Source organism: Paenibacillus sp. FSL R10-2736 (genome assembly GCF_038000245.1).
Taxonomy (GTDB): Bacteria; Bacillota; Bacilli; order Paenibacillales; family Paenibacillaceae; genus Paenibacillus_AQ; species Paenibacillus_AQ phytohabitans.
The window spans coordinates 1,231,948-1,256,696 of the sequence record NZ_JBBOBN010000002.1 but is presented as its reverse complement, the minus strand read 5'-3'; the positions used below and the strand labels follow the sequence as shown (position 1 = coordinate 1,256,696).

The 24,749-nt window shown below is 52.1% G+C and carries 11 protein-coding genes, 2 tRNA genes, 4 rRNA genes and 3 riboswitches; all 17 genes read right to left on the bottom strand.

Translation table 11 applies throughout. The annotated features are described in order from the left end of the window. Positions 1–153: 153 nt before the first annotated feature. The 17 genes from NSQ73_RS33595 to NSQ73_RS33515 all read right to left on the bottom strand — a co-directional run bounded on the left by NSQ73_RS33595 (position 154) and on the right by NSQ73_RS33515 (position 24,744). Complete coding sequence (locus tag NSQ73_RS33595; RefSeq protein WP_340990498.1) at positions 154–900, bottom strand: acyl-[acyl-carrier-protein] thioesterase; 747 nt, start codon at positions 898–900, stop codon at positions 154–156. A 275-nt stretch (positions 901–1,175) separates the two neighbouring features. After that, positions 1,176–1,292: ribosomal RNA gene (gene rrf / locus NSQ73_RS33590) — 5S ribosomal RNA — on the bottom strand. A 78-nt stretch (positions 1,293–1,370) separates the two neighbouring features. Beyond that, positions 1,371–4,301: ribosomal RNA gene (locus NSQ73_RS33585) — 23S ribosomal RNA — on the bottom strand. A gap of 200 nt (positions 4,302–4,501) precedes the next feature. Then, positions 4,502–4,577 (bottom strand) — tRNA-Ala (locus NSQ73_RS33580). Between the two features lie 29 nt (positions 4,578–4,606). Then, positions 4,607–4,683: transfer RNA gene (locus NSQ73_RS33575), tRNA-Ile, on the bottom strand. A 44-nt stretch (positions 4,684–4,727) separates the two neighbouring features. After that, a 5S ribosomal RNA gene (gene rrf, locus NSQ73_RS33570) occupies positions 4,728–4,844 on the bottom strand. 125 nt (positions 4,845–4,969) lie between these two features. After that, positions 4,970–6,527 (bottom strand): 16S ribosomal RNA (locus NSQ73_RS33565). The 16S, 23S and 5S rRNA genes sit together here with 2 tRNA genes alongside, the layout of an rRNA operon. Positions 6,528–6,893: 366 nt before the next feature. Next, complete coding sequence (locus NSQ73_RS33560) at positions 6,894–7,685, bottom strand: transglutaminase-like domain-containing protein (protein WP_246354543.1); 792 nt, start codon at positions 7,683–7,685, stop codon at positions 6,894–6,896. Positions 7,686–7,717: 32 nt separating this feature from the next. Next, positions 7,718–7,798, bottom strand: a riboswitch (cyclic di-GMP riboswitch). Between the two features lie 73 nt (positions 7,799–7,871). Further along, positions 7,872–7,952: riboswitch (cyclic di-GMP riboswitch) on the bottom strand. A gap of 127 nt (positions 7,953–8,079) precedes the next feature. Next, complete coding sequence (locus tag NSQ73_RS33555; RefSeq protein WP_042133377.1) at positions 8,080–8,733, bottom strand: class D sortase; 654 nt, start codon at positions 8,731–8,733, stop codon at positions 8,080–8,082. A gap of 72 nt (positions 8,734–8,805) precedes the next feature. After that, positions 8,806–9,210 (bottom strand): GtrA family protein, encoded by a 405-nt coding sequence (locus NSQ73_RS33550; protein ID WP_340990496.1) that lies wholly within the window; start codon positions 9,208–9,210, stop codon positions 8,806–8,808. Continuing rightward, positions 9,200–10,177: a glycosyltransferase family 2 protein gene (locus NSQ73_RS33545; RefSeq protein ID WP_081956361.1), complete on the bottom strand. Its 978-nt coding sequence runs from the start codon at positions 10,175–10,177 to the stop codon at positions 9,200–9,202. Before NSQ73_RS33545 ends, NSQ73_RS33550 begins: the two co-directional genes overlap by 11 nt. Positions 10,178–10,258: 81 nt before the next feature. Then, the gene (locus tag NSQ73_RS33540; RefSeq protein ID WP_340990494.1) at positions 10,259–14,098 is read right to left on the bottom strand and encodes a phospholipid carrier-dependent glycosyltransferase; all 3,840 of its coding nucleotides are present in this window, start codon (positions 14,096–14,098) and stop codon (positions 10,259–10,261) included. After that, positions 14,095–16,089: a hypothetical protein gene (locus tag NSQ73_RS33535; RefSeq protein ID WP_340990492.1), complete on the bottom strand. Its 1,995-nt coding sequence runs from the start codon at positions 16,087–16,089 to the stop codon at positions 14,095–14,097. Before NSQ73_RS33535 ends, NSQ73_RS33540 begins: the two co-directional genes overlap by 4 nt. A gap of 291 nt (positions 16,090–16,380) precedes the next feature. Next, entirely contained in the window at positions 16,381–17,781 is a 1,401-nt protein-coding gene (locus tag NSQ73_RS33530; protein WP_340990490.1) for an NCS2 family permease, read from the bottom strand. A gap of 124 nt (positions 17,782–17,905) precedes the next feature. Beyond that, positions 17,906–18,005: riboswitch (purine riboswitch) on the bottom strand. 381 nt (positions 18,006–18,386) lie between these two features. Further along, a complete protein-coding gene (gene guaA / locus NSQ73_RS33525; RefSeq protein WP_171719925.1) occupies positions 18,387–19,925 on the bottom strand; it encodes a glutamine-hydrolyzing GMP synthase in 1,539 nt (512 codons plus the stop codon). Between the two features lie 693 nt (positions 19,926–20,618). Continuing rightward, positions 20,619–23,216: a DUF4129 domain-containing transglutaminase family protein gene (locus NSQ73_RS33520; RefSeq protein WP_340990486.1), complete on the bottom strand. Its 2,598-nt coding sequence runs from the start codon at positions 23,214–23,216 to the stop codon at positions 20,619–20,621. A gap of 28 nt (positions 23,217–23,244) precedes the next feature. Then, positions 23,245–24,744: a DUF58 domain-containing protein gene (locus NSQ73_RS33515; protein ID WP_340990484.1), complete on the bottom strand. Its 1,500-nt coding sequence runs from the start codon at positions 24,742–24,744 to the stop codon at positions 23,245–23,247. Between the last annotated feature and the right edge of the window lie 5 nt (positions 24,745–24,749).

Genomic DNA, 24,749 nt, shown 5'->3' with positions numbered 1-24,749 from the left:
CTCCATTTTCCTTTTACACCTGTATAACGAATGCCAACTGCTTATTTGTGACATCCCTGGAATTAGCTTTATATACGAAAAAAAGGCAGTTCTCTGAAAACAGAGTGGCTGCCATGAGAAGAAACTACATTTAAGACTGTTGTTGTTAAAAGTTTATCTCTCAAACCTTAGACATGCTTCAAAAAACACTCTGCCCCCGCCTTGACCGCGTACATAGACACCTTCTTCAGTCCATGAAGACCGTAAGATGCTAATGTCCTCGCCATACTGGGCTTCCTGCGCATAGGTTATGTGAAGACCGCTGAGCTCAAGCTCTTCCCATTCCTCCAGGGTTAGCGCATCGCAGCATAAATCTACATACCTTGCATTGTTCAGGTGCCCGTTGTTATCGAGCCCGCTATACCTTACTTGATAGCGATAGGCTTCCTGCAGAGAAAGATCAGCGGGAATCACTACTTTGTCCGGGAGGCTTCCTACCGAATCCTCCAGATAAGGCTCTACAGCAATGGGAATGGCTGAAGGACGAAGGATCTTCCGCTTATCCATATCCACCAGCGCCCAGATCGAGCGTGCCGCCGCCAGTTCTTCAGCATTACTATCAAAAATCCGATAATCCCGCTGCCAGAGCGCTCCTTTGTTTCCTTTACTCCAGGTACGCACTTTAAGAAGCTCGTTAGGCGACGGTAAACGTCGAAGATCCAGATCGAGTGTGATAACCATCCAGCCCATTCTTGCATTAAGCATTGTATCAATACTTAGACCCAGGCTGCTTACAGCCGAATCCGCAGCACGCTGCATAATATCAAGAAGAAAAGAGAGCTTGCCTCTTGACCGAAAATCAGTGTCACTTGCATGAACCATAAATTCCTCTGTCCACAAAAGGTTGCCGTGCTTGTCCATAACTTTACGCTCCTTTACGCATCCATCCACAATTCCCTCTGTTGTATCCACATTATCTAATACGATATCCACATGAATTGGGGAGTACTTGTTAAAAAATATAATCTATCCACATGTGTATAAGTTTTCATTTCTTTCTATTTGCCGCCGAATTATACACAAGCTATGCACAAAATGCACAAGCAGTACCAGAAATAGGGCCATAAGTAATTGTAATACTATTCTCTATAGGACACAAAAAAGCCATTGTCGATTGCTCAACAATGGCTTCATGTGCTTGGCGGCGTCCTACTCTCCCAGGACCCTTCGGTCCAAGTACCATCGGCGCTGGAGGGCTTAACGGTCGTGTTCGGGATGGGTACGCGTGGAACCCCTCCGCTATCGCCACCAAACGGGCATTTACAGCGTAAATGCTTCAGGAATTTGATTCCTGAAAACTGAATCCGAAACGAATCTGCGTTGTTCGAAAGTTGGATAAGCCCTCGACCGATTAGTATTGGTCAGCTCCATGCATTGCTGCACTTCCACCTCCAACCTATCTACCTCGTCGTCTTCAAGGGGTCTTACTAATTGGGAAATCTCATCTTGAGGGGGGCTTCACGCTTAGATGCTTTCAGCGCTTATCCCGTCCGTACGTAGCTACTCAGCCATGCTCCTGGCGGAACAACTGATGCACCAGCGGTACGTCCATCCCGGTCCTCTCGTACTAAGGACAGCTCCTCTCAAATTTCCTGCGCCCACGACAGATAGGGACCGAACTGTCTCACGACGTTCTGAACCCAGCTCGCGTACCGCTTTAATGGGCGAACAGCCCAACCCTTGGGACCTACTTCAGCCCCAGGATGCGATGAGCCGACATCGAGGTGCCAAACCTCCCCGTCGATGTGGACTCTTGGGGGAGATAAGCCTGTTATCCCCAGGGTAGCTTTTATCCGTTGAGCGATGGCCCTTCCATGCGGTACCACCGGATCACTAAGTCCGACTTTCGTCCCTGCTCGACTTGTAGGTCTCGCAGTCAAGCTCCCTTATGCCTTTGCACTCTGCGAATGATTTCCAACCATTCTGAGGGAACCTTTGAACGCCTCCGTTACTCTTTAGGAGGCGACCGCCCCAGTCAAACTGCCCGCCTGACACGGTCCCCGTACCCGGTAAGGGCACTAGGTTAGAACCTAGATACGATCAGGGTGGTATCCCAACGGCGCCTCCGCAGAAGCTTGCGCTCCTGCCTCAACGGCTCCCACCTATCCTGTACAGATCGTACCCAAATTCAATATCAAGCTGCAGTAAAGCTCCATGGGGTCTTTCCGTCTTGTCGCGGGTAACCTGCATCTTCACAGGTATTAAAATTTCACCGGATCTCTCGTTGAGACAGCGCCCAAGTCGTTACGCCATTCGTGCGGGTCAGAATTTACCTGACAAGGAATTTCGCTACCTTAGGACCGTTATAGTTACGGCCGCCGTTTACTGGGGCTTCGGTTCACAGCTTCGGGTTTAACCCCTAACCACTCCCCTTAACCTTCCAGCACCGGGCAGGCGTCAGCCCGTATACTTCGCCTTGCGGCTTCGCACAGACCTGTGTTTTTGCTAAACAGTCGCTTGGGCCTTTTCACTGCGGCCCCCTCGGGCTATTCACCCTACCGAGGCACCTCTTCTCCCGAAGTTACGAGGTCATTTTGCCGAGTTCCTTAACGAGAGTTCTTCCGCGCGCCTTAGAATTCTCTTCTCGCCTACCTGTGTCGGTTTGCGGTACGGGCACCTTCTCCTGGCTAGAGGCTTTTCTTGGCAGTGTGAGATCATGACCTTCGCTACTACAATTTTCGCTCCCCATCACAGCCCAGCCTTAATGATGTGCGGATTTGCCTACACATCAGCCTCACTGCTTAGACGGACACATCCATCAGTCCGCGTCACTACCCTCCTGCGTCACCCCATCGCTCATAGCGGATTACGGTGGTACAGTAATTTCAAACTGTTGTCCTTCGACTACGCCTTTCGGCCTCGCCTTAGGTCCCGACTTACCCTGAGCGGACGAGCCTTCCTCAGGAAACCTTGGGCTTTCGGCGGATCAGATTCTCACTGATCTTTTCGTTACTCATACCGGCATTCTCACTTGTATGCTGTCCAGCGCTCCTTACGGTACACCTTCAACCTACATACAACGCTCCCCTACCCCAGATACAAAGTATCTAGCCATAGCTTCGGTGGTGTGTTTAGCCCCGTTACATTTTCGGCGCAGAGTCACTCGACCAGTGAGCTATTACGCACTCTTTCAATGGTGGCTGCTTCTAAGCCAACATCCTGGTTGTCTGTGCAACTCCACATCCTTTCCCACTTAACACACACTTGGGGACCTTAGCTGATGGTCTGGGCTGTTTCCCTTTTGACAATGGATCTTAGCACTCACTGTCTGACTCCCGGCAAGAAGTTAATGGCATTCGGAGTTTGACTGAGCTTGGTAACCCTTGCGGGCCCCGCACCCAATCAGTGCTCTACCTCCACCACTCCATTCACCGAGGCTAGCCCTAAAGCTATTTCGGGGAGAACCAGCTATCTCCGAGTTCGATTGGAATTTCTCCGCTACCCCCACCTCATCCCCGCATTTTTCAACATGCGTGGGTTCGGGCCTCCAGTGCGTGTTACCGCACCTTCACCCTGGACAGGGGTAGATCACACGGTTTCGGGTCTACGTCCACATACTCAATCGCCCTATTCAGACTCGCTTTCGCTGCGGCTCCGGCTTCTCACCTTAACCTTGCATGTTAAACGTAACTCGCCGGTTCATTCTACAAAAGGCACGCCATCACCCAGTAATAGGGCTCTGACTTTTTGTAAGCACACGGTTTCAGGTTCTATTTCACTCCCCTTCCGGGGTGCTTTTCACCTTTCCCTCACGGTACTGTTTCACTATCGGTCGCCAGGTAGTATTTAGCCTTAGCAGATGGTCCTGCTGGATTCATACGGGGTTTCACGTGCCCCGCACTACTCGGGATCCGTCTCGGAGAGAACACAGTTTAGGCTACAGGGCTTTTACCTCTATCGCGGGCCTTTCCAGACCTCTTCGCCTACCATATTCCTTTGTAACTCCATGTGAGACGTCCCACAACCCCAAGGGGCAAGCCCCTTGGTTTAGGCTGTTCCGCGTTCGCTCGCCGCTACTGACGGAATCACTATTGTTTTCTCTTCCTCAGGGTACTTAGATGTTTCAGTTCCCCTGGTCTGCCTCTACATTTCCTATGTATTCAGAAATGAGTAACTGCGAATTACCACAGCTGGGTTTCCCCATTCGGACACCCCCGGATCAAAGCTTGCTTACAGCTCCCCGAGGCAGTTTCGTTGTTCGCCACGTCCTTCGTCGGCTCCTGGCGCCTAGGCATCCTCCGTGTGCTCTTATTAGCTTAACCACAATTTTCTCCGCAGGAGAAATATTGAACATTGAATTGCTTCAAAGCCCGTTATTTCCTGACGAATGAATTGTATCAACTAATAACTATTTCAACTTGCTTACACAAGTTTCAGCTAAAAGATGTTCTAAAACGCAAATTCGTTTCGGTATCCAGTTTTCAAGGATCAAGTTCTTGCATATAATCTTGTAAAGAAGTATTGGTGGAGCCAAGCGGGATCGAACCGCTGACCTCCTGCTTGCAAGGCAGGCGCTCTCCCAGCTGAGCTATGGCCCCATATAGGTATTCAATTCTAAAATGTTATATGGTGGGCCTTGGTGGACTCGAACCACCGACCTCACCCTTATCAGAGGTGCGCTCTAACCAACTGAGCTAAAAGCCCATATAACAGATAACATTGTGAATCAACCAATAAATTGATTGTTCGCTTGGCGGCGTCCTACTCTCCCAGGACCCTTCGGTCCAAGTACCATCGGCGCTGGAGGGCTTAACGGTCGTGTTCGGGATGGGTACGTGTGGAACCCCTCCGCTATCGCCACCAAACGCATACGAAAGAGACTTGCTCTTTCAAAACTGAACACGAGTGAGTGTCCGAACCCGAAGGTTCTATTGTGGAAGCTTTAGCTTCCGATTTGAATGTCACCGTTGCAGGTGACGATTCTCCATAGAAAGGAGGTGATCCAGCCGCACCTTCCGATACGGCTACCTTGTTACGACTTCACCCCAATCATCTACCCCACCTTCGGCGGCTGGCTCCCTTGCGGGTTACCCCACCGACTTCGGGTGTTGTAAACTCTCGTGGTGTGACGGGCGGTGTGTACAAGACCCGGGAACGTATTCACCGCGGCATGCTGATCCGCGATTACTAGCAATTCCGACTTCATGCAGGCGAGTTGCAGCCTGCAATCCGAACTGAGACCGGCTTTGCTGGGATTGGCTCCACCTCGCGGTTTCGCTTCCCGTTGTACCGGCCATTGTAGTACGTGTGTAGCCCAGGTCATAAGGGGCATGATGATTTGACGTCATCCCCACCTTCCTCCGGTTTGTCACCGGCAGTCACTCTAGAGTGCCCAGCTTAACCTGCTGGCAACTAAAGTCAAGGGTTGCGCTCGTTGCGGGACTTAACCCAACATCTCACGACACGAGCTGACGACAACCATGCACCACCTGTCTCCGATGCTCCGAAGAGGGGCACTATCTCTAATGCTTTCATCGGGATGTCAAGACCTGGTAAGGTTCTTCGCGTTGCTTCGAATTAAACCACATACTCCACTGCTTGTGCGGGTCCCCGTCAATTCCTTTGAGTTTCAGTCTTGCGACCGTACTCCCCAGGCGGAGTGCTTACTGTGTTAACTTCGGCACCAAGGGTATCGAAACCCCTAACACCTAGCACTCATCGTTTACGGCGTGGACTACCAGGGTATCTAATCCTGTTTGCTCCCCACGCTTTCGCGCCTCAGCGTCAGTTACAGCCCAGAAAGTCGCCTTCGCCACTGGTGTTCCTCCACATATCTACGCATTTCACCGCTACACGTGGAATTCCACTTTCCTCTTCTGTACTCAAGTCACCCAGTTTCCAGTGCGACCCCAGGTTGAGCCCAAGGTTTAAACACCAGACTTAAATGACCGCCTGCGCGCGCTTTACGCCCAATAATTCCGGACAACGCTTGCCCCCTACGTATTACCGCGGCTGCTGGCACGTAGTTAGCCGGGGCTTTCTTCTCAGGTACCGTCACTCCGGCAGCAGTTACTCTACCGGACGTTCTTCCCTGGCAACAGAGCTTTACGATCCGAAAACCTTCATCACTCACGCGGCATTGCTCCGTCAGGCTTTCGCCCATTGCGGAAGATTCCCTACTGCTGCCTCCCGTAGGAGTCTGGGCCGTGTCTCAGTCCCAGTGTGGCCGTTCACCCTCTCAGGTCGGCTACGCATCGTCGCCTTGGTGAGCCGTTACCCCACCAACTAGCTAATGCGCCGCAGGCCCATCCCCAAGTGGCAGATTGCTCCGCCTTTCATTCTCTCTTCAGGAGAGGAAAGAAATTATCCGGTATTAGCTACCGTTTCCGGTAGTTATCCCAGTCTTGAGGGCAGGTTGCCTACGTGTTACTCACCCGTCCGCCGCTAAGTAAGAATGGAAGCAAGCTTCCATTCTTACTCCGCTCGACTTGCATGTATTAGGCATGCCGCCAGCGTTCGTCCTGAGCCAGGATCAAACTCTCCAAATTGTATTTAGAAAGAGCGATTGCTCATTTTGAAACATCTGACGAGAATTGTTATATTCTCTAATTTGGATCTCACCGAAGTGATTTCCGATACTCACTCGTTGTTCAGTTTTCAAAGATCAAGCTCGTTGTCAGCGGCGCTTACCGCGTCACCAGCAACTCTTATAATATATCACGTTCATTCGAGTAATGCAAGCTTTATTTTGAAATCACTTATTTAAGTCATTTCTTATTAAGTTTGCCGCTCCAACAACGCTTATTTATAATACCCTATCTCTCTACCAAAAAGCAACCTTTTCCAAAATAAAAATAACCCGCTTAGTTACTAAGCGGGTTATCCTCAATGAAACTATGAATGCATCTGTGCTCTTAGTAGAACTTAGCTGCAGTATATTTACTTGCCACTTTAACCAGATCTGCTGTTTTGCTGTTCTTGGCAAGTCCAGCATCAACTGTAGTATCAATAGTTACCCATTTGCCATTAAGGAACACTTCATTCCAAGCGTGGTAAGAAGTCACATAACTTGTGTTACCCATAACCAGTTTGGTAGGAATGCCTTCACTGCGAAGCATAGTAGCGAACAAGGAAGCGTAATCGTAGCAGATCCCCTTCTTGGTAGCCAAGGTGCTGTCGTTGTTAGGGATGTAATCTGTAGTAACACTGGAAGCCAGGGAATAATCATATTTCACATTGGCTACGATATAATTATAGATAGCCTTCACTTTGTCTTCATCTGATGTCAAACCTTGTGTAAGCTGTGTTGCTTTCAGAACTGCTTTATCGGAAGAACTCCATTTAACATTCTGTACGGAGCTCAGATATACGGCGTTGGCGTTGCTCAGGCTAAGATCTACCGTCTCGGAAGAGATTACTTTGTATTTGTTGCCGGTAGTGTTCTCAAGTACGGAAACCTTGTATGAACCGTTACCTTGTTGAAGCGGGAATGTTTCAGTTGGTTTGGAAGTGTATAAGTTGTAGGTGTAGCTGTTATTATCTTTGGTGATCATCAGCTTAATCTTCTTATCCTTAGGAACATTATAAGAAACTCCGATAACACCCTGATCAAGTTGACCTATGTTCAACCAGCTTGCATCCGCATTAGCAGCTTGAGCTGTACCTGTCTGCACCGACGTAACCACTACGAATAGTGTAACCAACATTAAATAGAACTTCTTCATTGGATAAAACCCCTTTCGGTAGCTGGCTGCCATCCTTACGGGAAGGCCCTTTAGCTTTGCGTCCCTACCTTTCGATAGGTTTGCCGTTATCGTATAAGCTTTATCTGTCCTTGCTTCTACCATAAAATGCTAGATTCACAATAAGAACAAACAAAAAAAGCCTCTTCATTCGGTAGCTGGCTGCCATCCTTACGGGAAGGCCCTCTAGCTTTGCGTCCCTACCTTTCGATAGGTTTGCCGTTTATCGTGTATTAGCTTTGTATAGTTATATCTTACCATATCTATTTCTATTATCAAGACCTAAATCACTAGATTTCCGCGAAAACAAATAAAAATTTTAAGTATTTTAAGTTTTTCCGTCATTATTCTACAAACATCACGATAACTTTGCGTGAATGATAAGTCTATGCGTTGGATTCACCAGCGGATCACAAGTAATGAGTGTTAGAATCTTGTCATCCTTATTCCCTTTCAATACGGATACATCGGTTGGTTCCACAATAGTCACATCATAAACTACATAATTGTATGCCTGCTTGCCGGTTGTAACGGAAATAGTGTCCCCGACTCCAACTTCATTCAATCTGTTGAATAGCCTTCCCGTAGTTCTTGATCTATGCGCTGCAATTGCAGCATTCCCAGCAGAGCCAAGCGGAGCCGTCTCCTTCATATGCGCAGCAGCATGCTTCATATTCGCCTTGGTGGCGCCTTCCAGCACAGGCAGCTTCAGATCTATTTTGTCGATTTCGATGATTGCCATCACCTTGCCTCCGACTTCAATCTCAGGCGCAGCAGAGGGTTCTGGCTCTTCCGCAGCCGACTCATCCGCCAGCAGCTGGGTTACTTCCGCGTAAGGCTTACTTAGATCAGCACTGGCCGGAGCTGACGCAGACGGAACGATTTCACTGTAGGCCTGTTCAGCCTCTTCCAGCAGCTTTTGCTGCTGACGGTCATTGTACCATTCGCTTCCTTTGGGATAGAGCATAATCAGTACCCCGGCAAGTATAATCAAATAGGATAATTTCCGCATGACAATCGCCTCCGTAATATAGAATAGATGTTACCCTCCCGGAAAAAATTAAGAAGCAATGCTTCTTAATTTTCAGAATACCCATTTCCGGCTTCCGAAGAAATTAATGATCACCGTAACAAATGTGACCAGCACTTTGGCGATCAACACTTGAATACCAAGGGAATCGGTCAATATATGAATCAGCAGCACCGATATACCAAGCACCACCAGGTTCAGCACGATAAACCTAACCAGCTGCATCCGGTCGAAGCCCTCTTTATTACCTCTGTCCCGGTCGCGAAAGGTCACCTTTTTGTTCCAGAAGAAGCTGTTGGCCGTACCGGCGCTATAGGAAATAATCTGCGCAGGGGTGTTGATCATCCCAAGGGAATGCAGCAGTGTGAATACAGCAAAGTCAATCAGTGTATTCAGCAGGCCTACCGCATTGAATTTCAGGAACTGGATGAACCCCGCACTCCATCTCTTATCTGGCATAATCGCTTTCCTTCCGCGTGTCTTCTATTTCCGCATCCGGATAGCCTTTGGTCTCACGTACAATATAGAGCGGTCTGTCCTTCGACTCATCATAGATCCGTCCGATATACTCACCAATTACCCCCAGCAGCATCAGTACAATCCCGTTGAAGAGCAGGTTCACGCCGACTATAGATGCCCATCCGGGTACGGTCCAGGAGGTAAAGATTTTTTGGAACAATACCAGGAATAGATAGATGAAGCTGGAAAAGGACAGAAAGAATCCGATATAAGATGCGATTTTGAGCGGTTTGTGGGAAAAGGAGGTGATGCCGTCGAGCGCAAACCGGATCATTTTCTTGAGCGGATATTTCGTTTCCCCGGCAAAGCGCTCCTCCCGCACATATTCTACCATGGTCTGCCGGAAGCCTACCCAGCTTACCAGACCCCGGACATACCGGTTCTTCTCCTTCAGACCGCGCAGCACATCACAGACTTTACGGTCGATCAGCCGGAAGTCCCCGGTATCGGTAGGGATTTCAACACTGGTCATACTGCTGAGCAGGCGGTAAAAGATCTTAGCGGTGACTTTCTTGAATAAAGTCTCCCCGTGACGCTTCAACCGCTTGGCATACACGACTTCGTAGCCCTCTTTCCACTTCGCAATCATCTGCAGAATAACCTCAGGAGGATCTTGGAGGTCTGCGTCAATCACCACGACTGCCTGGCCTTCGGCATAATCCATACCAGCCGTAATCGCCACCTGGTGGCCGAAATTACGGGAGAAGTCGATCAGCTTGACATGCTCATCCCGGCTGCTGATCTCGCGCATGATCTCCGCCGTGCGGTCCCGGCTGCCGTCATTGACGAAAACCAGTTCATAGGAATCGCCGCAACCATCCATTACTTTTTTGAGCCGCTCATAGGTTACCTGAATGACTTCCTCCTCATTGAACATGGGGACAATTACACTGTATCTGGCTTTCACCTTAGTTCCTCCTATAAGTTTCTACGAGATACCCCGCAATAAAACTGTCTTCTGAAACATGTGCCTTCTTAAATAGTGCCCCTAGAATACCCAGGAAGGGAACCAGCGCAGTACAGTATTGATATAACTGCTGTTAACCTGCATTCCGGATAACACCGGATAGAACATTACAAACAGGATGGCTGCAGCAGCCACATAGGCATACCGCAGGTATTTGGCGTCGCCGAATCTGCTGTCAAGCAGCTTCAGGATATAGACAACCGACAGAATCATAAACGGCACCATCGCAAAATAATGGTACAGGAACGTCTCACGCGGCACAAGCATCCACGGAACATACTGTGAGAAGAACCCGATCCAGATCATGTACAGATTCTTGTCCCGGCGTTTCACGGTAAGCCACACGGCTGCCAGCATAGCGAAGATTCCTGTCCACCAGATGAGGGGATTCCCCATGGTCACGATACTGCTGGCCTTGCCTTCCGGCAATCCTTCACCGCCGCTGAAGAACCATACCGGACGTTTCATGAACGGCCACTCCCACCAGGAGGAGGCGAACGGATGCGTTGCTACAAGCTGGCTGTGATAGTTGTACATATTTTTCTGGGCATCAATCAGTCCCTTAATGGTGAAGCCTTCTGCTGAAGCAGAGAGCGCCGGGACAAAGGACAGACTATAGATGATAACCGGGATCGCAATGAAGAATATGATGCAGCTGGCCAATGTGATGATGGTGTTCTTCCAGAAGGATTGGTCCGCTGTCCGGCAGGCAGCTTTGAGCTCCTGACCGGTCAGCTTGCCTTCAGCCAGCAGACGGCCTGCGGCCTTATACTCCCTATACCGCTCAAACAGCGCCAGCGCCAGCATCACCGCAAGTCCTGCTCCACCGTAGAGAACAATCCACTTAGAGGCCACTCCGATTCCGAAGAACAGTCCGGACCAGAAAAGCGGAACCAGCGTTGTGCGCAGCGGCATACGGTAGAAGTTCATCGTATAATACCGCTGCATGAAATAGAACATCAGCATAATGAAGAATACGCCGTATACATCAATCGTTGAAATGCGTGTCTGGGTGAAATGCATGAAGTCCAGCGCGAACAGTCCGGCTGCTAATGCAGCATAGGTAGTCTTCCGGAACAGCCGCATCGCCATGATATAGATCAGCGGCAGCATCGCAATGCCGAACAGGGTGCCGATGATACGCCAGCCGAACGGATTGACGCCAAACAGCTCCATGCCTGCACCGATCAGCAGCTTGCCAAGCGGCGGGTGCGTATTCTCATAAGGGACAATATCATGATAATGTTCATAAGCGGTCCGTGCATGATAGATTTCATCGAAATACGTACTGTTCATGAAATTCGAGTTCTCCGGGATCATGGACTGCTCATCGAACAGATTGGCTGGCGTCCCTCTTTTGGGAGCCGCAGCGGCATCCGGTGTAACACCGGCAATTTGCAGAGGCGTCTTCGGTGCCTCCTTGTCATAGAACGCCACTTCGTTCAGGGTGAAGCCCGGAGAGGTGACTGTCAGCTTGACGTATCTTGCCGATACGTTCAGCGGCTGGCTTTTCCAAATGAAGACATTGCCGACATCCTCGCTCACATCAAGCGGGCTGCTCCAATTATCCGGCGTCTGGCTGAACTCCAGCTGAAACTTGCCTGTGCCGACACCGCCGAAGATATTTACCCGCTCCAGCTGGTGGGCCTGCCCCAGATCCACATAGAAGCTCTCGCCGCTGGCGGCAGGCTCCCACAGGGTCTCAGGCGACTTGGTATCCCCCAGATGATAAAGCGCAAGCGCTCCATAGAGTACCGTGATCGCGATCATCCAGATCCAGTCTTTGCGCTGCAGCTTCAGCGGGGAACGACGTTCTTGCTTGGCAAGGGGCTGAATCCCCTCTGCAAGCCGCATATCTGCTTCAAATGCAGCCTGCGTTGAAACAGGCTCTGGCAGGTGCTTTGTTGCTTTGCGGATATATACATCGTACCCAACATACAGCAGATATAATGCCAGAACTACGGTAGTAATCGCTGTAACCAGGACAATTCCGTCTGTCGGCGGATTGCTGCCGGTATTGAGATAGGCCAGCGTATAGCCTACATTAATATATTGAGTCAGCGAGAATCCGAGAAACAGTGTCAGGAAACGCCGGTCCTTGCTCTCAATGAAGGTGAATAGAGACAGGAGCAGAACAGGATACAGGTAGCGTTCATGCATTTTGGTGCCAAATACAAAGACAACCGTGATCAGCACCATGCCGAGGAAATACGATTTAGAAAGATCCTTGCGGTCCTTGGTATTGAAGGAATAATAAGCTGCAAGAGCTACCGCTACAAGTATGAAAATAAAGCCCCATATGCGGTAAGGTATGCCGAGCCAGGTGACATCAAGCGCTGACCACATCGGATCCGTCAAAGCATAAAGATTGAATGCATTAACTGTAGAATACGGATAAGAAGATAAAGTGCTCTTATATAAATCAATCACTCCGGCAAAACCGCCGTTATTCCAGAAGAACGGGGCTGCGAGCAGAGCAAATATTCCCAGTCCGTAGACAGCGCCCAGAGCAAGCTGCTTCCAGGCGCGGTGATGATAGAAGGCAAAGATCAGGACCGGTGTGAAAATCAGCGCCTGCGGTTTGATCAGTGTGGCAATGGCGAAAAAGATCGCTGCGCGTACAAAGGTTCTATCCACTACTCCCATTATGCTGAGCAGCAGGAAGATGAGGAAGAAGGAGTCTGCTTGTCCCCACGCTGCAGAGTCCATCAGCACTGCCGGGTTAAACAGGAACAGCATCATCAGCCCGATCGCAAGTCCGGATCCGATCTTGGCACGCGCGCCTTTGTAGATGATCCAGCCGAGCACGAGGTCGGAGATGATGGCCGGCAGCTTATATAGCACAGTCTCTGCGCCTGATCCGCCCGCAAAATTAAACAATCCGCGGAGCAGACTCAGCAGGTACAGTACATATAAGTAGCCTGGGGGGTAATCCGCGAAATAGCCTTCTTCATAGAACTTGCCCGGACCAAGGTCAGTCAGGCGATGGCTCCAAGCCATGAATGTATTCATATCATTCTGATAGCCCTGCGCAGTCAGCCCAATCCAGATCCGCAGAATGAACGCTACCCCAAACAGGACATACAGCCAGCGTGTATAGATCACGTCCTGCTGGTTCAGCAGGCGTTTACTGCTGAAGGCTCTGTGATATAAAAGAGCAAAGAACACACTGAATACTGCCGATATCAGCAGCAGCTTGGCAGGTGACACCTTATGCGGTGTTTCTGCCGGCTGGCTCCCGCCGCCCGCATCCGCCCCGGCCGCCGGCGCCCCGCTGTCCAGCGATACAATGTTCGCGCCTTCCGGAGCTGCATCCAGCTGTTCTACGGACAGATCATCGAAATAGGCCTTGCCCTGAATCAGGTTGGCATATCCGCCCAGGGCAGCACCTATCCCGATCTCGGTCTGCTCTTTGCCGGTCTGGCCGATGAACTCGAGATACTGCCATTCGCCGGCTGTATCCTGGGTGGCGGGATAACCGCCGCCAATCCCGACCGGGAATATATTAGCACCCATTCCCCCGCCTGCTGTACTGACTATTTTGACATAACCCGAGATCTTATAGTAGCTGTCCGGCGAAACGGCAACCGTCTGTACCCACTTCAGGTGATTGGGTTCAAGGTTCTCAATGACTGCCGCTTTGCTGCCGGAGTGAACATCCTCGGACTGAACGGACAGCAGACCGGAGGCATCGCCCGAGATCCACATATCTTTGCTCCAGCTGGCAGGCGCACCGTCCTCCCCATCCTCAAAACCCGGATTCTGCAGTAAATTCCCCTCAGCATAAACGTTTGTTACAGGAAGAATAAATAATAAGAGCATCAGTATAACGGTTGCCGCCGCGCGTGTATTCTTGGTCATCGTTCCACCCTCACCTCGTCAATGTTAATCCAGCCGTTACCGCCGGTTATGTAAACTTCTGCCTGCATCCCCTGCTCCAGCGTGACCGCAGGAAGTGTAACCTGATGATAATCTTCCCCTGCCTGCAGTTCGGCTTCTGCCAGCACAGTGCCGGCTGCACGGATTCCGATCTTCCCGCCGCCGCTGCCGCCTGCACTAACCATGGCGGATAGCTTGTAGTCACCGGCTGCCGCGGCAAAAACCTGTGACACGCTTCTGTCAGCTCCCGCATCAAGATAAGCCAGCCTAGTTCCGGCGTAAGGCGTATTGTCAGCCACTCCCGTTCCCGCAGAGAATATCCAGCCCGAAGTCCCTTCTTCAAACCCCCCGTTTCTAAATTCAGCAGCGGGAGTCTCCGGAGCTGCCGGAAGCCCGTCCGCTTTGTCATTAGTTAGCATTACACTGTAGTTGGCGAAACGCTTAACTGTATATTCTGCACTTGCCGCAGGAAGCGGAGAGCTATTCCCAAAGATATATGCGGCATTTGCAGGCACCATGTTCAAATCGTCAAATCTGTATCTCCCAAAGGAGGATACACGCTGGAAAGCTTCACCCGGATTGGCGTAAACGGCGGAATCCTTGAAGTCTTGCGGATTGATCCGCTCATAGAACAGCACATAAATGTAGGGCATATTCACATTATTGGTAATATAGATTTCTCCCGGGCTGTGTTCGGAGGCATACTGCACCGCCTCACCGAAAGAATCATAAAAAGCCGGTCCGATCCGGCCGGGGAACTCACGGAAATAATCATTAGAGAACAGGACAAAAAATATTGTAAACACTGCAGCGGCCAATACGGCAGCTCCCTTGACTCTCCCCGCAAGCCACACAAATCCGGCGCTTACCAGCATGATGAACGGATAAAAAATAATATTGATCCGGTTGATGTTTACACTTGTAATAAACGCCATCAGCACGGCAATCAGGAACCAGAGCAGCAAGACTCCATACCCTGCGTTCTCCCGCCGCCTGGTCCACCACGAATGTATAAGGACAACCAGCCCCAGCAGCGCAAAGGGCAGCGCGATCGGGTACGCATAGCCATAAGGAGAAATTGAATTCCATGGCAAGCCGTCAGTCCCGCTAAGCATAAGCTTGCTGAATGCACTGAAGTTATCCGCAGCCGCCCTCCCCAGCTGTCCGCTGAACACGGATGAGATCTCCTCCACACGCGGCATCGTAAGCCTGGGAATAGTGAACAATGGAGTGGCTATGTCCTGCATGGAGTAACGGTTAATAACAATAAATAATAGTATAGGCAGTGCCATGACTGCAAACAGCAGGGCATTCCATACGAGAGTCCTGAGCTTAAGCATCTTGCTATACAATAGAAGCATTGCCGTACCAAGTGCAAATAACGGGACAAAAAAGTAAGCTGTTCCATAGGCATACAGCGAGAGGGCCAGCATGCCGGTAAACGCATAAAACCATCTCGGATTGTCGAAGGATCTTAGCAGAAGGTACACAGCTATCAGAATCATCGTGGGAAACAGATTCGATTCCAGCGCCCACCTGGACATCATAATATGCCAGGGATTGATTGCAATAAAGAACATGGCAGCGATTCCTGCTCCGGATGAGGCGGACAGCCGTTTCATAATCAGGTAGAAGAAAATCATGGCAAGCAAGCCCATGACCAGACTGAGTGCCCGCACAGACAGCGGCGTCAGGCCGAACAGCAGAATAAACGGCATGGACAAGTAGGCATACAGCGCATTCTGTCCGCTGCCCCAGGCGATAAGATGAACAGGCAGATGTACACCATTGCGGTCCATCCCGTAGTGAAGAATGGCGTAGGCATCATAGCCGATAGATGCTTCGTCCTGGTTCAGTCCCGGAGGAATAGAATTTATGTATATGATACGAACGATTGCCCCCAGCAGAAACAATAGGTACGGCCAGGGATTGTTAATGCAGGACTTGTAAGCTCTCGTAAGTAAGCCGGACAACGTTTATCACCTCTTCAACAATATAATCTAAATACTGGATGAAGAAAAGGGTAAAGCAGAGGTTAACCCCAGCTGCAGCCTCCTTATGAGGGATTCTCCAGTGAAACCTATACATTTCTATAACAAGTAGAAACGGCTTTGCCGTCCTTTTATAAGGACGGTACCGTTTCAGCGAGAAATAGAAGGATAATTGATAGCGTGAAGCAAATAAATTCTTATATTTTTATAAAAAAAACGGCCCCTTCATATTAATGAAGGAACCGTGTACTTAAAGACGGATGTCGTTCTCTCTTAGCCTTGGCTGCCGATCAGAACATAACGCAGAATAATCAGAACAGCCAATACCCACATCATCCAGTGGATATCATATTTCTTCTTGCCAGCCACATTCGCTACGCAAGCCAGAATCACATAAGTGACAATCCCGAACGAAATACCGTTAGCGATGTTGTAAGTGAAAGGCATAATAACAAAGGTCAGGAAGGCCGGGATCGCCAGGACCATGTCCTGGAAATCAATGTCGCGGATGGATTGAGCCATCAGGACACCGACAATAATCAGTGCAGCGGCTGTTGCAGGGCCGGGAATAAGCGCTACAATCGGAGCTAGGAACAATGCTAGCAGGAAGCACACACCTGTAGTTACTGCAGTCAGACCCGTACGTCCGCCTTCAGCTACACCGGCAGCACTCTCAACATAAGCAGTGGTTGTGGAAGTACCCAGCATCGCACCACCAGCAACGGCTACTGCATCTACAAACATGGCGTTACCAACACGTCTTTTGCCTTCTTCAGCATCCTTCATGATTCCCGCACGTTCAGCAGTACCTACAAGTGTACCGAAGGTATCAAACAATTCTACAAACGTAAAGGTAGCAATTGCGGAAACGATACCGGTGTGCATAATGCCTTCCCAGTCAAATTCCCAGAAGTTGAGTTGCGTGAAGTCCGGAATCCAATGGGCTTGTGAATCATTAATGGAACTGAAATCTACAGCGCCCATCAGGATCGCAGCCAGCGTAGTACCCAGAATACCGAACAGGATTGCGCCGCGTACGCGCAGCACCATCAGGATGGAGATCAGCAGCAGGCCGATAATTACGAGTTGAACATCGGTGTTCTCCAGGCTGCCCATATGAATTACAGTTTCGAAGGAAAGAACATCCGTGAATTTATTAGCGGCAATGTCATTACCGGCTTCAACGCCGATCGTCATCAATCCGCTGTTCTTCAGGCCGATAATGGTGATGAACATCCCGATACCGACCGTGATGGCATGCTTCAGGCTGTCAGGAATTGCAGTGAGCAATATTTGCCGGACCCGGGTAACGGTCAGCAGGATGAAGATGATACCGGAGATAAATACCGCAGTAAGACCCATTTGCCAGGTAAACTCATGTTCGGTGGTTGCCGAAGACAACACTACGGAAGCAAAATATGCATTAAGGCCCATACCAGGTGCCAGAGCTACCGGGAAGTTAATGAATAATCCCATGGCAATTGTGAAAATACCTGCTGCAAGTGCTGTAGCCAGGAATACGGAATACCAGCCCATATCAATGCGGCCAAAGGCAGTCAGGGTATTGGGATTAACCGATAGGATATAAGCCATTGCCATAAACGTGGTCAAACCGGCCATGATCTCTGTGCGTACTGTGGTGCCGTTCTCTTTCAACTTGAAAAAGCGATTCAAATTGTTCTCCCCCTAAGGTGTATGTTATGCCATCACAGCAACAGAAAAGCCGGCATCTGGGAAGACACCGGCCCGAAAAAAGAGATTCTTGCCCGGCATATCCGGTGTTAACCGGAATTCCAGGTAAGCTGCTCTTCTTAATCGTAGCCAGGTCATTACGGTGACCTCGTAGAGACTTCCAGGCCAATCCCCGGAATTATACGAATATGTATTTGCTGTAGCGCTTTATCATTTTAGGTGTATATGACATGAGTTGTCAATGGTAAATACGAACATTAAGCGTAAGGTTTATACAATTGTTCGTAAATCGAACATTTTCATGACAAATTTCGCTTGGTACAGGGATGATCCGCCAAACATCGCGGTATAAACGCGGACGGTACTGTACTTAAGCCAGGTTATACACGTATGATGGAGCGCTAAGCGGGATAGCCGGGTGGCATCATTTTCTGTGTATAGCATTTGACTGTCCTTCCGTTTGTATGCAGGACAGAAAAGAGAAGATTCTCAAATAGAAACGGCTTGCCCTTATATCAGCAAAAAAGCCGGAAACGCCAATGAAGGCGTTCCGGCTCCGGAATTTGATAGTCAGCTGTTACTGAGGCCTATTCCCACTCAATCGTTGCAGGCGGCTTCGAAGTAATGTCGTACACGATACGGTTGACGTTATCGACTTCGTTGACGATGCGCACGGAGATTTTCTCCAGAATATCCCACGGAATACGCGCCCAGTCTGCGGTCATTCCATCTACGGAAGTTACTGCGCGAATACCTACGGTATAGGAATACGTACGCTCGTCGCCCATAACGCCAACACTCTTCATGTTAGGCAATGCGGTGAAATACTGCCAGATTTCACGGTCGAGACCGGCTTTGGCAATCTCTTCACGCAGGATAAAGTCCGAATCACGAACAATAGTCAGCTTCTCTTCGGTTACTTCACCCAGTACACGGATGGCCAGCCCCGGACCCGGGAAAGGCTGACGCCAAACGATGGCATGCGGCATGCCGAGCTCCTCACCCAGCTTGCGGACCTCATCCTTGAACAGGGTGTTCAGCGGCTCGATCAGACTGAATTTCATATCTTCAGGCAACCCGCCTACATTATGGTGGGACTTAATCGTCTGAGCCGTTGCTGTACCGCTCTCCACGATATCTGTATACAGCGTGCCTTGCGCCAGGAATGAGAAATCACCCAGCTTGGCCGATTCTTCGTCGAAGCAATAAATGAATTCATTACCGATGATCTTACGTTTCTGTTCGGGATCGGAAACACCGGCCAGCTTGCCGAGGAAGCGGTCACGGGCATCGATTTTGACCACATGGATATCGAATTTGCCGACAAAAGTCTCCATAACGCTCTCCGCTTCACCTTTGCGCAAAAGGCCATGGTCAATGAACATACAAGTCAGCTGGTCGCCGATGGCACGGTGAATCAGCATAGCCACAACAGAGGAATCTACACCGCCGCTGAGTGCGCAGAGCACTTTTTTGTCGCCGACTTTGTCGCGGATATCCTTAATGGCATCGTCAATAAACGACTCCATCGTCCATTTGCCCTCGCAGCCGCAGACCTCATACAGGAAGTTCGAAATCATCTCATTCCCGTTCACAGAGTGGCGCACCTCAGGATGGAACTGTACGGCGAAGAATTTGCGTGCATCGTTGCTCATAGCTGCGATTGGAGCGCTCTCTGTCCCGGCATCCAGCTTAAAGCCTTCCGGAAGCTCCACGACATGGTCCCCGTGGCTCATCCATACTGTCTGATTGCTCTCAAGACCTGCTGCAAGCACGGACCCTGGCGAGAATTCCACATCCGCTTTGCCGTATTCCCGCTTGGATGCGCGCTCTACCTTGCCGCCCTGCTGCTGGGCCATCAGTTGCATCCCGTAACAGATTCCGAAGATCGGAAGTCCGAGTTCATAAATCGCCGGATCTACATGTGGTGCATCCTCAGCGTACACACTGCTTGGCCCGCCTGAGAAAACAATCCCTTTTGGCGACAGTGCCTTAATCTTCTCCATTGGTGTATTGTACGGCAGAAGCTCGCTGTATACCCCCAGGTCCCGAATTCTGCGCGCGATAAGCTGGTTATACTGTCCCCCGAAATCCAGAACAACGATAATTTCATTTGGCTTGTTCATTACTTGCCTCCCTTGATTATTGGATTCATTATACTCATGGTTAATTCTCAGCGTCAAGGAAAGGAGACGTCTTGTCTTCGGGGATTTCTCCCATATGTGACGGGGTCTGGGGCGATTTAGGGGGCCTGTAAAGGCAGTATCCAGATCTTGGAATTCGTATCCGCTTCCACGTTTGCATGCTGGGGAAAAGTGTGACGCTACCGCTGCTAACAAGTGATTTCCTCTTTCAGGAATGCCGTCATATGCTGAACAGAACAGAGGGCTAGCCGGCGGGCGACACCGGGGAAGTTACTATGAACTAACTAATACGCCGGAAAACCAACTAATACGCCGGAGCTATACTTTTGCAGCCCTCCAGGGTCACGCTGTACTCTCCGGGGCGCCGCACAGCAGCAAAGTGAGCTCACTTAAGTTCCCCTGTAAAGAAAGGGCTAAATGTTGTAAGTATTACAACATGGATTCATGAATACTAGGGGATTCGTAACAATTGTTGTATGAAATGCAGGAATTGATGCGCTTAGCCGCCTGATTACGGGGAAATGCTGCTTTTTATACAACAATTTCTGATTAGGCTCGTTATTATGAGGAGATTGTTGTATTTCGTGCAGGATTTCCGTTGGCATCCAAGTTCAGCTTAAATATTGATGTAAATGAAAAGGCGCTCGCTGCATTAGCAGTGAACGTCTTTTCATCTTATCGGGTCAGACGGAATGTAATCGTCAAACATCTGGCAATGAACGCGGCAGCGTCATTGGCTTCCGCATCCTTGGCAGGAGCACCGGAGCGCAAGGGCTGCGGGAGCGGTACGGCTGCGCCGGAGCGCAGGGGATGCGGGTCCGCGACGGCTGCGCCGCGGCACGGCGATTGCGGGTCCGCGACGGCTGCGCCGCGGCACAGCGATTGCGGGTCCGCGACGGCTGCGCTGGAGCGCAGGGGATGCGGGTCCGCGACGGAGGCGCCGGGGCGCGGGGATTGCGGGTCCGCGACGGCTGCGCTGGAGCGCAAGGGCTGCGGGAGCGGCACGGCTGCGCTGGAGCGCAGGGGATGCGGGTCCGCGACGGCTGCGCCGCGGCACGGCGATTGCGGGTCCGCGACGGCTGCGCCCCGGCGCGGGGGCTGCGCGCGGGCGGCAAGCCCGCCCGCGCATCCGCTGTACGCCAGGGTTTCCCACTGGCGTACGAAGTCCCGGACGGCGGCGCGCAGCCGCCCGTCCTCAATGGCCAGGGAGTCTGCATACTCCCTGGCGGTAACCCCGGGCAGCGGCGGCCCATACCGCGCCGCCAGCCCGTGCCAGGCCAGAGCGGCGGCGCGAAGCTGCCGCTCACGGCTTAATCTGCCGGCGCGGTGCACCGCCGGCAGCAGGGCCAGGCAACGCCGCCAGCGGATGGCGGCGGCCAGCCCCAGCGCCGCAGCGGCAAGCGGCGCCGGAGCCGTGCCGCCCGCCTGCGGCAGGGCGGCGGACAGAGCGTCCGCGAGCTGCACAGCGGACATGCGGGCTCCCGGCGGCGCGGATGCAGCCGCCGGATTCGTCTCCGCCGCGCCTGCGGCAGCGGCGGAGGCAGCAGGCGTGGGGTCGAAGGGGACCCAGCCGGCGCCGGGGAAATAGACCTCGACCCAGGCGTGGGCATCGCCTCCAGTCACATTGTAGAGCTGCGGCATGGAGCCGGCCACAAGCGTCCCCGGGCCGTAGCCCTGGACGTAACGGGCCGGAATGCCGCTGCTGCGCAGCAGGACCGTCATCGCCGTGGCGAAATGCACGCAGTAGCCCTGCCGGGTCCCGAAGAGGAAATCGTCGGCGAAATCGGCACCGGACGGCGGCACTCGGGTCTGCAGGGTGTAGGTGTAGCCGGTTTGCAAATAATCTGCAACCGCAGCAGCGGCATCATAACGGTTAGCCGCAGCAGCGGTAAGCTGCTCTGCCAGAAGCTTCACCCGCTCCGGCACGGCTGCGGGGAGCTGCAAATACAGATTGCTCACCCGCTCAGGATCAATCCCCTGCAGCTTGCGCAGCACAGCCGGATCACTCTCCGGAAGCACGGACTTCACCGTATATTCCGTTAACTTGGCAGAGCCGGAAATCTCCGGAAGCCGGAAGCTGCTCTTCTCGCCATTCGCAAGCACATAACCAAGCTGGCTCCCATCGGCCAGCCGGATATTCTGTACATCGACTGCCGTGCCGGCGCTGAAGAGAGGAAGCCCGCCGGATGAAGGCTTGGCGAACTGAATCCGCTGAATGAGCGGCGCTGGCCCGGCCGCTTCCGGCTCCGCAACCGGGAGGCTCGTTAAATTAAGCGGTTCATAGGACACCCCGCTTCTGATCCAGCGGCGGCCGTCATAATAAGCTACGCTTTCTCCCCGCCAGTAGGACGGACGGGCAGCCGTTACGCTAAAGACGGCCTCTCTGCTGGGCGACAAGGGCATTCCCAGCTCCCCGTCTCCCGCACTGTAACCGGTGCTGGCCGCCTGAGGTCCGGCAGATTCTCCGGGCCTTTGCGTTTCCGCCCAATTCTCCAGCTTGTTTAGAACCGGCTGCAGTGTAATGGGGACCACAGGCCGGGCACCAAGTCCCTGCCCGCCTATCCAGGCTGCCACCGTCACGGCCACCGCTGTAGAGAACGCCCATATTCCCCAGCGGGCGTAAGGAAGAGCATGGCTTCCTGTCCGCTCCTGCAGACGGAGCAGTCCGCTTAATGACCGCATCCAGAGAATCAGCCCCGCTGAGACCAGTACATCACCGGACGTATCGACAGCATAGACCATATCTAGCGCCAGCAGATATACCAGGGTTACACCTGTAAATAAGGTGATACTTCCCCTGTAAAGAGCCAACTGCTGGACAGATGACACTAACAGGCCCCAGCCAAGCACCAGAATCAGCAGCCGGCTGTTCTCACTTAAGGCAGAAATCCGGCCTGACAGGAGCAGGAGGGCATCCTCACGGATGTCTGCTGCATAGAGCCGCAGCCAAGCTGCTCCCTCCTGTTCCGCGCACAGGTAGAACCAGGTCAGGAAGATCAGGAGGAACTGCCCGCAGGCCTGCAGAAGGCGGGGGAGCTGAATACATCCCCATAACAGCAGTCCGGCAGCCGAGAGCATCAGGAGCTTCAGAAGCTCGGCGGTATCCGCCGATGCGGCCAGCCGCTTGAGCGGCAGCAGCCACAGGGTGAACATCCCCATAATAGCCAAAGAGAACAGCCCGCGATAATACAGGGGACTGCTCTCCCTTTTATCGGCGAAGCTGTTCTCCGTACTTTCCGCTTCCGGCTGCCGGCTGCCCCCTGGAGAATTCACAGGGCCCCCTAAGTCTGCTGGAGTAACCCTAATGCGATGTCGGTTGGCCCGGATATCCATAATACTCCGCCCCCTTGTACCCTTGTGCAGGAGAGACATCGTTCAGACAATGGATCCGCGCACCCAGCCGCATCAGACTTCCGGCTATAGTGCCCGATGTACGCTGCTTGCCGCCGGAACCAGGGCTATACTTAACAGCCGGATAACTCTCTACAGGCTCAGGGAATCCTTCCCTGGCCTCCTTGGTTCCGGTTGAACTCCGTACCGGATCTTCCGCCGGTCCTCCCCCCGGAGAGGGCTGATCCCAGACATAGTACAGCTCGACCTTAATTCCCTGGACCAAAAAGCGGGCAAGCGTCCGGGCAGACTCTTCTTCAAGCCGGCCGGTAATGACAGACACCGTCATGCCGGGAATCCAGCCCCGCGAAGCATCCTCCAGCAGCCGGCTGAGACTCTGTGAGCCGGATGGGGATATTTCCGTCAGCAGGTCTTGTACCCTGCCGGGGATTTGACCCAGGCCTTCATGTCTGGCCATCCCTTCCGGCCAGCCGCCGCTGAAGAGCTGCAGGTAACTGCTGGAACGTTCGGCAGAGAGCAGCAGTCCCATTGCCGCCGACACCGCCCGTTCAAAAGCAGGCATAACCGTTCCGCGCTGCCCGCGCGATACCAAGGCACCGTAAGGAACCTCATAATCCTCCGGAGAGTTCGCAAGCACGATACAGGTCATTTGCCCGGCTTCCCGTTCAGGTACTCTGCTCTGCAGGGTTCCCTTGCGTGCGCTGTTCTTCCAGTGAATCCGGCTGAGCGGATCACCGGGAGCATAGTCACGGATATCCGCTGCTTCTGCACTGCCCTGCTTCCCCCGTCCGGGAAGCATCCGGTCTCCCGGCATTACACGGTTATCCGGCAAGCTGCCGGCCAGATACAGCGCCTTCGGGAGCACCTTGAAGCTCTCCTTGCCGCCCGGCTGACAGCCGCCTGTGAACAAACCAGGCAGATCCCCCCAGGTGACACCGCAGCCGTAAAGCTGGTGGACCCCTCTGGGAACAGACTTCAGTTCATACGAATAAGTGAAGGAGCGCCGGAATCCGGGAAACAGCAGCTCCTGATGGCTGCCTTCACTCCAGTAATCGGCAACAACTATCCACGGAAGCGGGATCTTGGAGACAAAGCTGATCTGTACCTTAACGGTAACGGTATCCCCGGCCGACGGGCGTGCGGGAGTTATTGTGCGGAGAACGGCTACCCGCCGTGGACCGCAGAGATGCATAAGCAGCCCGCCGGACATTACAATTATGCCAGCCGTCAGAAGCAGCAGCAGTGATTCTCCGCCCCGCCACAGATATAACCCTAAGACTGCTGCGGTTAAAAGCAGCATCCGCGCCCACTCCTGTACAGTGCTGCGGACACGCCGGCGGGACAGGAACGCAGCCGCAGATTTCCCGGAACTATCCCGCTTTCCATGCTCATATTTGATCTGATCTATCAATGATGAAGAGGACAAGGATGACACCCTTCCTTCGGTCATAGACT

Bases quoted from the DNA above. Each gene is read 5' to 3' on its own strand.
- NSQ73_RS33540 (WP_340990494.1), bottom strand. From the start codon at position 14,098: ATGACCAAGAATACACGCGCGGCGGCAACCGTTATACTGATGCTCTTA.
- NSQ73_RS33560 (WP_246354543.1), bottom strand. From the start codon at position 7,685: ATGTTGGTTACACTATTCGTAGTGGTTACGTCGGTGCAGACAGGTACA.
- NSQ73_RS33550 (WP_340990496.1), bottom strand. From the start codon at position 9,210: ATGCCAGATAAGAGATGGAGTGCGGGGTTCATCCAGTTCCTGAAATTC.
- NSQ73_RS33555 (WP_042133377.1), bottom strand. From the start codon at position 8,733: ATGCGGAAATTATCCTATTTGATTATACTTGCCGGGGTACTGATTATG.
- guaA (WP_171719925.1), bottom strand. From the start codon at position 19,925: ATGAACAAGCCAAATGAAATTATCGTTGTTCTGGATTTCGGGGGACAG.
- NSQ73_RS33595 (WP_340990498.1), bottom strand. From the start codon at position 900: ATGGACAAGCACGGCAACCTTTTGTGGACAGAGGAATTTATGGTTCAT.
- NSQ73_RS33515 (WP_340990484.1), bottom strand. From the start codon at position 24,744: ATGACCGAAGGAAGGGTGTCATCCTTGTCCTCTTCATCATTGATAGAT.